Origin of the sequence: Paenibacillus sp. JDR-2, from assembly GCF_000023585.1 — a bacterium.
Classification (GTDB): Bacteria; Bacillota; Bacilli; order Paenibacillales; family Paenibacillaceae; genus Pristimantibacillus.
In genome coordinates, this window is sequence record NC_012914.1 from 3,469,010 (window position 1) to 3,481,107 (window position 12,098).

The following is a 12,098-nucleotide window of genomic DNA, read 5'->3' on the forward strand; positions in this document are numbered from 1 at the left end:
GAGGACAAGCGAGCGATGACAGACTTTATCGTCAGCCTGGAACGTTTTGCCGCATCCGCAGAAATGAGCAGCTATCCGTATAAATCCCATTCCCACGAGTACGAAGAGCTGACAATGATTGATGAAGGTGAGGGGTATTACAGCTCGCCCGACCGCAATAGAAAGGTAGGGCCAGGCGATCTGATTTATATTCCTTCAGGACTCTTGCATAGTTATGTTTGTACGAAGCGATGGCAAGGGGTAAGCGTACATTTCCGCAAAGACAAGCTGCCTGTGCAATGTCAACAATACTTGCAGCAGGAACGTGGCATGGCTCAGCTGGAGGTAGCTGCTTTAAGCCACATCGACAGGAGATGGGCAAGGGCAAGCCTCGTACAGCTCGAGAGGCGATGGAAGGAAGCGGAAGCAGCGGTTGACGCCGAAGTATTGCAGCGTGTTGCGATTGAAACGGCGTTATCGTTATTCCAAGCTAACAAGAGAGAAAGCAGCAATTCGCACGACCATACGAACATTCAATCAGTCATGCGGGAGGTTTTGCGGGAGATTCATGCTAGGTTTGACAGTCCCATTACCGTGCATGAACTGGCTTCCCGGCATTACTTGTCGGAAAGTCACTTGCGCAAGCAGTTCTCGGCTGCCATAGGGGTATCGCCTAAGCAGTACATTATCCGTCTCCGATTAAAAGAAGCCCAAAGGCTGCTCAAGCAGACGGATAAAGCGATCGAGACGATCTCAGCTGAAGTAGGCTTTCATTCCTCCAGCCGGTTTTATGATTTTTTCTTCAAATCGGTTGGGATGACGCCTTTGGAATGGAGAAGGCAATGCGTTGCCGCCATGAATCTGAATGCTTGAATTTGAATAGAAAAATGAACAGCGATTGCAACAATAGATCCCCTTTATTCGTTTACATATTAAGGAATTTATACGGATAATGGGGGAGTATTTTGGATCTTATCATACATACGTTAATTCATGCGGCAGCAGGTGCCAGCACGGCTTATTTGATTGGCAGAGCCTATACGGACTCTATTGGCAGGCGTTCTCTTTTGCTTCTGTTCGGTGCGATCGCCGGACTGGCACCGGATTTTGCGAAGTTTTTTGGCGATTTATTTTTTCATTCCGTTTATTTTGTTCCGCTCACCGGATGGATAATGGCCTACGTGTATTCCAAGTTCCAAAAGGAAATCTCGTTCAAGCGGATGTGGCTGATGTTTATGATTAGTACCGGCACTCATTTGCTAATCGATTATATTGGCAACGGGGTAGCTTTGTTTTATCCGCTCATTGATCATGAATACGAATTTAGCGTTATCGACCGCGATGATACATTTGTTCTGTACCCGCTGCTGCTATCCGTGTGTATCGGTCTGTGGTTTCGGAAGGGCAGATATTTGATTCTTGCCGGCGTTCTGACTTCCATCGTATATATTGGGACTCTGACCTATTCCAAGCTAGACTTGGAGCATAGCTTGTCGGAAAGGTACAAAAAGGATCATATTGAGTCCTTGTTGACCTATCCGGATACATCGAGCAGGCATTGGAAGTTTATGCTTCGGACGGAGTCGGCTGCCGTGTTTGGCCGCGCATCTATCTTGGGGAACCGGATTGAAGTCGATAACGAATCCAGCTTTAGCGATCTGCGCGCGGAAACAACAGAGACTGACGTCTCTTCCGTAACCGTCACCGGGACAATGACGTTATCCAGAAACGATATGTTTACGATTATGCAAAAGCCTTATTTTATCGATATTGAGCTGGTTAACGGGACATACTCCGAAGATTGGTCTCCGGGACCGTTCATGGGGCCGAATTGGAGCGGGGAATTTCATCTCGTGTTGCGTGATGACATCGGCAATGAGCTTAGCCGGGTGGCCTTGAATGATTTTTATACGGATCCGCTGCTGTTCAACTCTACTTTTGATCTTTCGTTTGATGATTATAACGGAGACGGTGACCCGGACTTTACGATAGGACAGTATGGAACAAGCAACGGGAATTACTACAAGCTGTTCACGTTGACCAGCAGCAACGAGTTCAAGGAATTAAATGCGGGAGAAAGGGACGGCATGTTTATTAGCGCGAACGATTCCATGTATTCCACCCATCTGAATAAAATAGACGATTCTTCGTTCCAAACCACGTACTACGATAATTCCATAGGCCGAAACGTGAAAAGTTTATTTATATGGGATGGAGAAGGATTCATGAAAAAATAGGGGTTTTACGGAATACGTAGTGTAAGATATCTAGCGGGACTATGCTTTATACTTATCCTGCAGCAGAATTAATAACAAATCTTCGGGCGAAAAATAGATTTTCACAGCGGTATCTTTCTGGATAACCTGAGTTTTGGCATAAGCGTTTTACTGTTCCGTTACATATCCGAGTAGAGCCCCTTAGTCTTAATAGGAGGGCTCTTTTGTTATTGCTGACACTGCATGAAGTATTCATTCTTCATAAACGAAAAGGAAGGCTCATATATTAGATGTTGTTTTTCCTCAAACAGGAAGCAGCGCCAATTTTGTCGAAGTTAATAGAATTCCTTAAAGTCTGAGAGGTAGATTATGACGTCATTAACGGAAGCTTACGTTGATAGCTTGGCTCCCAATGCGGGAGCGATGAAGAACGGCAGGGACCTGGTCAAAAAGAATAGCTTTCCGGTCCTTCGGAGAACAGAAGATGGAACTTTGCTGTTTGGCGAATGCAAAGGAAGCGGCAAGGAGCCGTACCGTTGCTCGGTTGATTTTGTTCAGCCGGATAATCCGGTGTCGCGCTGCTCTTGCCCAAGCAGACAGTTTCCATGCAAGCATACGCTTGGCTTAATGTACGCTTACGCGCTTGGGAAACCGTTCGAGCAGGCAGAGCTTCCGCCGGATATCGAGGAGAAGCGGGGCAAGGCGGAGAAGCGGGAAGAAAAGAAGAAGGAAACCGAAGCAGCTGTGGCAAGCGGTGCGGCCCCAGCCAAACGAAAGGTTAACAAGTCGGCGCTGGCCAAAAAAATCAACGCACAGCTGGAAGGCCTTCAACTATTAGAGAAAATAGTACTGCAAACCGTTCAAGGCGGACTCGGCAGTCTGAGCAAGAAGAACATCCAGCTCCTCGAAGATCAAGCGAAGGAACTTGGCAACTACTATATTCCCGGCGTGCAGGCGGAGTTAAGGGAGCTCATTCTGCTATTTGACGATGAAGGGAATCGCGAATCGGTTTATTCCAAGGCGATTGAGCAGCTAATCCGCATCCATTCGCTAGTTAAGAAGGGAAAAGCGTATCTGGAGCGGCGTTTAGCGGAACCGGATATGCCATTAGACACGGAAACAACGCTTGAGGAGCAGCTTGGCCACGCTTGGCAGTTAGCCGAACTCAAAGAGTATGGCCGCATGCGGCAAGCATCCGAGCTGCTGCAGCTCTCCTTCTTGTCGTATACCGATCAGGCAAGAGGAGAATACGTCGATGCCGGATGGTGGGCCGACCTCCGGGACGGGACGGTTCATGCCACTCGCAATCTCCGTCCGTTCCGGGCGGCCAAGCAGCTTAAAGAAGAGGATACCGTGCATGCCGTTGTGCAGACGGATGAGTTATACCAGTATCCAGGCGAGATCAATGCCCGCGTAAGGTGGGAAAAGGGAACGTTCCGCGAGGCAGCCGTGTTGGATTACAAGGCGGTAAAGGGTGCGGCTAACGGATCCTTCCCGGATGTGATCAAACAAGTGAAGAACATCATTAAAAATCCTCTCGCTAACCGCAATCCGGTTGTGCTAATCGCCTACCATACCATCGAGAAGTCCGGAGAAGGTTACTTGTTCCGGGATAAGCAAGGCAAGCCGATTCCGGTGACATCGGAAATGATCGCTACGCCTGCGCGACTCGATACGATTGTGCCGTTAATGCAAGAAGAGGAGCTGCGGGACCAAGCTGCGCTGGTCATGTTCCAACATGACGTGGACAGCGGACGTCTGTCGGCGCAGCCGATGAGCATCATCACGGATAGCCGGATTGTTCGGCTGTTGTATTAGAGGAGTGACTTCCATGAGTGTAGATCTGTTGCTTGACCTGCAAGTTGAGGTTCGAAGATTATTTATTGCCGGCAGCACCCTGGCCGAGGGGGATATCCGGTTATCGAAGCTGCTGTCTTCCTTGCAAAAAGCCGGGGAAGCCGCACCCGTATTCAAACGGTTGGCAGATACAACGGAGGGTCTTATTCAAGCTCCGCGTGCCGAAAGCGCTTCGAAGCTGCTAGAGCTGGCCACGCTGCTTAGCGCAGTCCTGCATACGCAGGGCAAGACCGATATTGCGGGAGAGACGCAGCCTGTGGACAGCGTAGGACTGTCGCTTCCCACGGAGGTAACCTTCCGTAGATTGCATCCGCTGCTGGAGGCCTTAACGACGAAGGGCTCGGGCAGACTGGAGCAGATCCGTCAGGCTTACGAGGACAGGAGTTTCCTGGATCTTCGGGCACTGCCCGCTTTGTGCAGCGCGCTAGACGATGTTTATTCCGAAATTCCGGAGTTCATTCAGCAGAAAATACTGCCGGAGTTCGGTCAAGCGGCTGTTCCTTTACTTCAGAGCCAGCTAAATCTGCAAGGCGGCAAAGGGGATGCAAGACGTCTTCAGCTGCTTCATCTCCTGCAAGGCGAATCCTCGCTGGGGCTTGTTCAAGAAGCCGGCGTGTCGGGCGCGCCTGAATTGAAGATTGCGGCTATCGAACTGCTCAGCGGCTACGAAGGTCAAGAGGGCTTCCTGCTTGAGCAAAGCCGGGAAAAAAGGAAAGAAGTCCGCGAAGCTGCTTATTACGCTCTTGCGAGGCTTGCATCCATTCCTTGCCAGGACCGCTTGTTAGAAGCCGTCACTTCCAAGGACGCAGAGCTTGTTATCTACCCGATCCGCAAGTGTACGGCGCTTACGCTTCATAAGCGAATCATCGCACACGCGGAGGAACAGCTGGACCGTTATTCAGCAGGCGAAGGCAAGGCGAAAGAAGCGGCACTGCAGCAGCTCTATACCGATCTGCGCTGCTTGAATAGCCATGCGCATGAGCTCGCCGAGGCAGCCTTCCCGATGCTCGGCAGACTGATGGCAACCGATGAATTTATGACCGCCGACGCGGGGGGCGTGCAGGACACGGCGGCAGAACTTCTGCTGGCGCTGGAATCGGAACCGTCTGACCGGTTCGCGATTGGTCTTCATTCCGCCTATAAAGGCAAATTTATCGGATACAGCTTCCGCGCTGCCTTTAGACAATTGTCTCCGGCAGAGCTCTTCGACCGGTATGCGGATGCCATCAAGGGACGTTCGGCGCCCGCAAAGCTGCTGCAGCAAGCAATTCAGCAAATCGTTCACGAACAGCTGGCAGGCAGCGACGAACGTGCCGAAGCCGTTCCGGAAGAAGCTTGGGATCGGCGTTGGGTCAAAGCACTCGCCGCTCAGGATTTGACGGATCTGGTCTGCGTATTTACGCATCAGAATGACCGGGAAGTGTCGTCTTATCTTGTATCTAAGCTGAAGGACGGTTCAAGAGTAAACGATTACCGGACGCAGAATGTACTGCTGACGTTATTCCGCATTGGCTTCAAGGAAGCACCAGAGTTGTTCATGGGACTGCTTGAGAACAAAACCTCCCGCAGCTTCTATTACATAGATTGGCGGATGAAGCAGCTTTTCGCCTCGATGCCGAAGGCTTATGCGCCTCGACTGCGCGCTTTTGCGGAAGCCCTTACGTACGAATCGGTTAAAAATGAATTGCTGGAGATTATTGAGGCATTGGAAGCAATGCCGGATGATCAGGCAGGGGAGAGTGGAAAAGGAGTATGGGCATGGATCAAAAACAAAACGTATTAAGATTACCGGCGGAGCAGCTGTATGCGCATGAGCTGGAAGCGCTGAAGGCGGCCGATAAAAATAACGAAAAGCCTGCCGGCTGGCAGCTTTCTCCCAAAGCGGTACTTACCTTCATTACCGGCGGCCAGGCCGGGAAGACCCCGATTACTCCGAAATATATCGGCAATAAACGTCTGGTCGAAATGGCGATTGCTACTCTTTTGACGGACCGGGCGTTGCTCTTGATCGGCGAGCCGGGGACGGCAAAATCCTGGCTGTCTGAAAATCTGACTGCCGCCATTCACGGCGATTCGTCCAAGGTTGTGCAAGGAACGGCAGGCACAAGCGAGGAGCATGTCCGGTATTCCTGGAACTATGCGCTTCTGCTTGCTCAAGGTCCGTCAGATCAAGCCTTGATCCGAAGCCCGATTCTGCGTGCCATGGAAGGCGGAGGAATCGCACGCTTTGAAGAGATTTCCCGCTGTGCTTCCGAAGTGCAGGATGCTTTGATTTCTATCCTGTCGGAGAAGACAATAGCCATTCCCGAGCTTGGCAGGGAAGTCCCCGCTGAACGCGGCTTCTCCATTATAGCCACGGCAAATACAAGGGACCGCGGCGTAAACGAGATGTCGGCTGCCTTAAAGCGTCGTTTCAATATTTTGGTGCTTCCGGCACCTTCAAGCCTGGATACCGAAATCGATATCGTGCGCCGCCGGGTAAGCGAAATATCCGCCAACTACGAGCTGCGCGCCGCGCAGCCGGATGACGAAGCGATTCGCAAGGTCGTGACGATTTTCCGCGAGCTTCGCGGCGGCCTGACGCTTGACGGCAAAGAGAAGGTGAAGTCGCCAAGTGGCGTAATTTCGACGGCGGAAGCGATCTCGCTGCTTACAGGCAGCATGGCGCTTGCCGGAAGCTTCGGCACCGGTGAACTGACCGACGAGGATATCGCAGCCGGGCTGCAAGGGGCAATCGTGAAGGATGATGCGAAGGATCAGCAGGTGTGGAAGGAATATCTCGATAACGTGATGAAAAAACGGGGGGCGTCATGGCGAAGCCTGTACAACGCGTGCGCGGAGATGAACGGTTGAGCGGACCGCATTATTTCGGCATCAGGCACTTGTCGCCGGCAGGCTCCTATCATCTCCTCGCCCTGCTCGGGGAGTTGAAGCCGACCGCGGTATTAATCGAGGGTCCTAGCGACGCGGGTATTCTGGCCGAGCAATTGACCGCCCGCGGCGTTGTTCCGCCGGTGGCGATGCTTGCCTATACGGACCGTCTGCCCGTACGTACGCTTTTGTACCCGTTCGCCGACTATTCCCCGGAATATCAGGCTCTGCTGTGGGCTAGAAACCATAATTGCCAATCGGAATTTATCGATCTGCCGACGGAGGTATCCCTTGCCCTTGCCGACGCGAGAAGGGATACGGCACCGGATTTGTCGGATGGCAGCGTTCAGGAAGCCGAGACTCCCGCGGATCTCTATAGCAGAATTGCCGAGTTGTCAGGCGAACCGGATTATGAAGCGTATTGGGAACGGCATTTCGAACATCGTCTGCAGCCGGATAGCTATCGAAGCGCGATCCGAACCTATGCGCAGGAGATGCGGGAGCTAACGGATCAGGACGAACAGAAATTGACACCGCGTGGTTACGCTTATAACGAGATTCGTGAAGCCTTCATGCGCCGAAAAATTCAAGATACGATTAAGGCCGGTCATGAGCCGGATAAGATCGTAGTGGTCAGCGGCGCTCATCATACTTCGGCTCTCACTTTAGAGCTGCCGGCGATGACGGATGCCGAGATCAAGAAGCTGCCTCGCGTACCGTCCAAGATGACGTTAATGCCTTATTCCTACTATAAATTATCTTCGCATTCCGGCTATGGGGCGGGGAATCAGGCGCCAGCCTACTATTCGCTGCTGTGGCAATGCATGAAGCAAGGGAAGATGAAGGAATTGCCGGCCTTATATCTGTCATCCGTTGCCATGCAAATGCGGGAGCAAGGAACATGGCGTTCAACGGCTTCGGTCATTGAGGCAGTGAGAATGGCGGATGCTCTGGCATTTATGCATGACGGCGTGTTGCCGACATGGAAGGACTTGCGGGACGCGGCCACCGTGCTTTTCGGCTTTGGGGAATTTTCATCCGTCGCAGAAGCGCTTGCTAGAGTGGATATCGGAACGGTAATCGGCAGCTTGCCGGAAGGCGTAAGCCAGACACCCGTACAGGATGATTTGAACCGCGAGCTCAAACGGCTGAAGCTGGACAAATACAAGTCGCTAGTTGCCGCTGGCCTGGAGCTGGATCTGAGGGAAAACAGGCGGGTGAAATCCGAGGAATCCGCATTCCTTGATTTGAACCGTTCGGTTTTCCTGCACCGGCTTGCCGTGCTGGGAATCCGCTTTGCCCGCAAGCAGCGGGTTAGTCAGACGGACGCGACCTGGGCGGAGCATTGGGTGCTGCAGTGGTCGCCGGAAGCCGAGATTGAGACGGTTGAATCTACCCTAAAAGGCGAGACGGTCGAGCTTGCAGCAGCTTATGTTATTCATGAAGAGCTGCTGGCCTGCACGAACATCGCCGAGGCAGCCAAGCTGATCCGCAAATCCTGCGAATGCGGGCTGCCGCAGGTAATGGGGCAGGCGACCGGTGCTTTGCAGCGCCTAGCCGTTGATGCCGGAAGCTTCGAGCAAATTGCCGAGACGGTGCAAGAATTGTCCGTCCTGCTGCAGTATGGCTCCATCCGCAGGATCGAGACGGAGACTTTGGTGCCCATTATGCAGCAGCTGTTCTTGCGAGGTACCCTTATGCTGCAGGATGCCGCAGCCTGCAACGACGATGCGGCGGCAGCAATGGTTACCTCTATTCAAGCGATGGATGCGGCGGCAGAAGAGCATTACCAGCTCGTGGACGGGGCGCTGTGGATGAATAAGCTGAAGGAGCTTGCGGCCCGGGATGACCGCAACGCGAAGCTGTCCGGCTTCGCGTTTGCGATCGTACTCGAGAAGAATGAAGCCGGCGAAGAGGATTGCGCGAGGGAAGTATCGCGACGTCTGTCGCCCGGTATTCCCGCGGACATTGGTTCCGGCTGGTTCGAAGGCATGTCGATGCGCAACCGTTACGCGTTATTGTCGAGAGATTATTTATGGCGTCAGCTGGATGAATACGTAAATTCGCTGGAGGAAGAGCCGTTCAAGCGCTCGCTGGTGTTTCTGCGGCGCGCCTTCGGCGGCTTCGAACCTAGGGAGAAAGCGGCGATTGCCGAGCTGCTGGGCGATTTGTGGGGAAGCGGGGCGGAACCAACCGGCGAAGCCCTTCAACGTCCGCTTAACGACGACGAGAAGGAGCAGCTGGATGAACTTAACGACTTTGACTTTGGAGATATATAGCCTATGACGACATTGGATCCGGAACAAGTCAGACGCTGGAGGCTTATATTAGGAGCTTCCGCCGAACACAAGCTGCAGGGAGCAGGCGGTCCGCAAGGAAGACCTCTATTAAGCGATGAGGATCTGCTGATGGATGAAGCCCTGGCGGCTATTTATGAAGGGGAAGGGACGGGTTCGGGAGCCGGGCTTAACGGCCAGGGTAACGGCAATACTTCCGGATCCCGATCTGCCGGTCTGGGAACATCGTCTCCCAAGTTAGCCAAATGGCTTGGCGACGTAAGGCACTTTTTTCCACCGGATGTGGTATCCGTCATACAGGCCGATGCCGTAGAACGTAAAGGACTTACCCAGCTGCTATTCGAACCGGAGCTGCTGTCCCAGGTTAAGCCCGATATCGGGATGGTCGCCACCTTAATGACGCTTCGCGGTCAAATTCCTGAGCGTACCAAAGAGACCGCGCGGGCACTCGTGAGGGAAGTCGTGGACGATATCATGAAGCGCCTCGAGCAGGATCTTACCCGTGCGGTTACCGGCGCTTTGAACCGGAGGCAGCACTCTCCGCTGCCTTCCTTAAGCGGACTTGACTGGGGAGCAACGATCCGAAAGAACCTGAAGCATTATGATCAGGAGCGCCGGCTGCTTATCCCGGAGAAGGTCTATTTCTTCGACCGCGCGCGGAAAAGCAAGGAATGGACCGTCATTCTCGATATCGACCAAAGCGGCTCGATGGCGAATTCCGTCATCTATGCGTCGCTTGTGGGTTCCATCTTTGCGAGTATGCCGTCTTTGGAGACAAAGGTGGTTGCCTTCGATACCGAGGTGGTGGATCTGAGCGAGCAGTGCGCGAGCGATCCGGTGGATATGCTGTTCGGCATTCAGCTTGGCGGCGGGACCGATATCAATAAGTCGCTCCAATATTGCGAGCCGTTTATAACCGAACCGAAAAAAACGATCTTTATCCTAGTCTCCGACCTGTATGAGGGCGGCAACCGGACCGAGATGATCAGGCGGCTGAAGGAGATGCATGAGTCCGGCGTAAAAACCGTCTGTCTGCTCGCCCTGTCGGATGACGGAGTACCGTCCTATGACGAATCGGTCGCAAAAAAGCTGGCGCAATACGGCATTCCTTGTTTTGGCTGCACGCCGGATAAATTGGCGGAGTTGATCGAGGGCGCTTTGAAGGGAATGGACCTTCAGCAGCTAGCCGATCGGATGGGGCAGACCGCAAAAGGAAAATAATTATATACGAAGACAAAAAAGCCTGCAGCTCGACTGCAGGCTTTTTTATGTCAATTTTAACAGTTTACATAATAAAAGTTACGGTAACTAATTTGTTTAAGGCAGCGGAATCGCACGCCGAAAGCTTCTCCAATTAATGGTGTTCGTCAGCATAAGAGTTATGAAATAGAAGAGAGTGGAGATGACAATGGAGGCTACCATGCTCCATAACATCGACCAGCCTTCGTAGGTGAAGAAAGCCATGGACCAGCGGCCGAAGAGCGCCATGAGCACCATGCAAAAGCCTACCTTAATATAAGGCTGTACGGGCCAATAGAAGCCGATCGAGCTGGAGATGGAGAAGAAATTAAGCATCATCTGCAGAACCATGCCAATGCCGATACCAAACGCAACCCCAACAATGCCGAATTGGCTGCCGAATACAAAGATGGAGACCGCTTTGAACGCCGTGGAAATGATAAAGTTCCATAATGCGGCATTTGTCCGGCCAAGCCCCAGAAGAATGGCATGCAGCGGCGCGTCAAAATAATGGAAGAAGAACATGGGAGCCAGGATCTGCAGCAGCATCCCCGCATCGGGAGCCCCGTAAATAACGGAGGTTAATGGCGTTGCCCACTGAAATAAAATAACGGTTGCCGGCGCGCCGATTAGGAGGCCAACAATCATCGCCTGGTTCATCCGCTCATGAATGAGCAGCGTATTCTTGCTGACCGCCGCTTCGCTAATGGCAGGAACTAGCGCGGTTGAGAGAGAATTGGTTATAAAGCTGGGCATAAACAGCAAGGGGAATGTGTAACCAGCCAGCAAACCAAACTGCTTGGTCGCCATAGCCGTGCCGATACCTGCCATTGCTAGACTGGTAGTAATAAGCAAAGGCTGAAATGCGCTGTATAACGAATGAATAACGCCTTGACCTGCCGTTGGCATTCCTAGGTTAAGCAGCTCGTTAAGCGTGCTTCTACCGTGCTTGAGATGGTTCCTCCACGTTTCCCCCGCGGCTCTCCGCTCGCCGTAAAGCTTATAGCTGGCAGCAAGAAAGAGAAGACTGATCATCTCGCTAATCACGGAAGCGGCCATAGCGCCTGCCGCCGCATAGGCTACGCCATAAGGCAGAAGCAAGTGGACAAGCGCCAATACGCAGGCGATTTGCACCGTATGCTCAAGAACATCGGATGCGGCGATAGCCTTCATCTGCTGCATGCCGCGGAAATAGCCTTTCAAGACGGCGGAGATCGCTACAATCGGAGCAATTGGCGTGATTGCGAGCATCGCTAGATAAGCTCGCTGGTCGCTTAACAGAATCGATGAAATCCACTCCGAAAAAATAAGCGAGAAGGTCGTCAGCGATATGCTGAGTACGGATGTGATCGCAAGTGAGACATTCAGAATCCGCCTGATCTTTGCGCGGTCGCCTTGCTCATTGGCTTCAGCGACCAGCTTGGAGATGGCAACGGGAAGTCCCAGCTCCGTAATCGTAATGACCAGCGGAACAAGCGGATGCGCCATCATTAGAAGACCAATGCCTTCCGCGCCAAGCGCGCGGGCGATGTACATGCCGCTGATAAAGCCGAGTATCCGGTTAATGAATGCGGCGGCCGATAAGACTAACGTACCTTTTACGAATGACGATTTAGGATGTGCCATACTTTCCTCCCGG

8 protein-coding genes are annotated in these 12,098 nt (G+C 52.6%); 7 read left to right on the forward strand and 1 reads right to left on the reverse strand.

The window, feature by feature from the left end; genetic code table 11:
• Positions 1-15 precede the first annotated feature (15 nt).
• From PJDR2_RS15275 to PJDR2_RS15305, 7 genes are all read left to right on the forward strand, one after another.
• The gene (locus tag PJDR2_RS15275; protein ID WP_015844609.1) at positions 16-852 is read left to right on the forward strand and encodes an AraC family transcriptional regulator; all 837 of its coding nucleotides are present in this window, start codon (positions 16-18) and stop codon (positions 850-852) included.
• A 92-nt stretch (positions 853-944) separates the two neighbouring features.
• The gene (locus PJDR2_RS15280; RefSeq protein WP_015844610.1) at positions 945-2,216 is read left to right on the forward strand and encodes a metal-dependent hydrolase; all 1,272 of its coding nucleotides are present in this window, start codon (positions 945-947) and stop codon (positions 2,214-2,216) included.
• A 348-nt stretch (positions 2,217-2,564) separates the two neighbouring features.
• The gene (locus tag PJDR2_RS15285; protein ID WP_015844611.1) at positions 2,565-4,013 is read left to right on the forward strand and encodes an SWIM zinc finger family protein; all 1,449 of its coding nucleotides are present in this window, start codon (positions 2,565-2,567) and stop codon (positions 4,011-4,013) included.
• 13 nt (positions 4,014-4,026) lie between these two features.
• Positions 4,027-5,835, forward strand: coding sequence for a hypothetical protein (locus PJDR2_RS31945; RefSeq protein ID WP_015844612.1), 1,809 nt, complete (start codon positions 4,027-4,029; stop codon positions 5,833-5,835).
• Positions 5,811-6,905, forward strand: coding sequence for an AAA family ATPase (locus tag PJDR2_RS15295; protein WP_015844613.1), 1,095 nt, complete (start codon positions 5,811-5,813; stop codon positions 6,903-6,905). Before PJDR2_RS31945 ends, PJDR2_RS15295 begins: the two co-directional genes overlap by 25 nt.
• Entirely contained in the window at positions 6,863-9,202 is a 2,340-nt protein-coding gene (locus PJDR2_RS15300; protein ID WP_049790051.1) for a DUF5682 family protein, read from the forward strand. Before PJDR2_RS15295 ends, PJDR2_RS15300 begins: the two co-directional genes overlap by 43 nt.
• 3 nt (positions 9,203-9,205) lie before the next feature.
• Complete coding sequence (locus PJDR2_RS15305; RefSeq protein ID WP_015844615.1) at positions 9,206-10,441, forward strand: VWA domain-containing protein; 1,236 nt, start codon at positions 9,206-9,208, stop codon at positions 10,439-10,441.
• Between the two features lie 96 nt (positions 10,442-10,537).
• Here the strand turns inward: PJDR2_RS15305 and spoVB are convergent, their stop codons facing one another.
• A complete protein-coding gene (gene spoVB, locus PJDR2_RS15310) occupies positions 10,538-12,085 on the reverse strand; it encodes a stage V sporulation protein B (RefSeq protein ID WP_015844616.1) in 1,548 nt (515 codons plus the stop codon).
• Positions 12,086-12,098 lie beyond the last annotated feature (13 nt).

What these genes read in the sequence shown, in the direction of transcription:
- PJDR2_RS15275 (WP_015844609.1), top strand. Translation starts at nt 16, where the DNA reads ATGACAGACTTTATCGTCAGCCTGGAACGTTTTGCCGCATCCGCAGAA.
- PJDR2_RS15285 (WP_015844611.1), top strand. Translation starts at nt 2,565, where the DNA reads ATGACGTCATTAACGGAAGCTTACGTTGATAGCTTGGCTCCCAATGCG.
- PJDR2_RS31945 (WP_015844612.1), top strand. Translation starts at nt 4,027, where the DNA reads ATGAGTGTAGATCTGTTGCTTGACCTGCAAGTTGAGGTTCGAAGATTA.
- PJDR2_RS15295 (WP_015844613.1), top strand. Translation starts at nt 5,811, where the DNA reads ATGGATCAAAAACAAAACGTATTAAGATTACCGGCGGAGCAGCTGTAT.
- PJDR2_RS15300 (WP_049790051.1), top strand. Translation starts at nt 6,863, where the DNA reads ATGGCGAAGCCTGTACAACGCGTGCGCGGAGATGAACGGTTGAGCGGA.
- PJDR2_RS15305 (WP_015844615.1), top strand. Translation starts at nt 9,206, where the DNA reads ATGACGACATTGGATCCGGAACAAGTCAGACGCTGGAGGCTTATATTA.
- spoVB (WP_015844616.1), bottom strand. Translation starts at nt 12,085, where the DNA reads ATGGCACATCCTAAATCGTCATTCGTAAAAGGTACGTTAGTCTTATCG.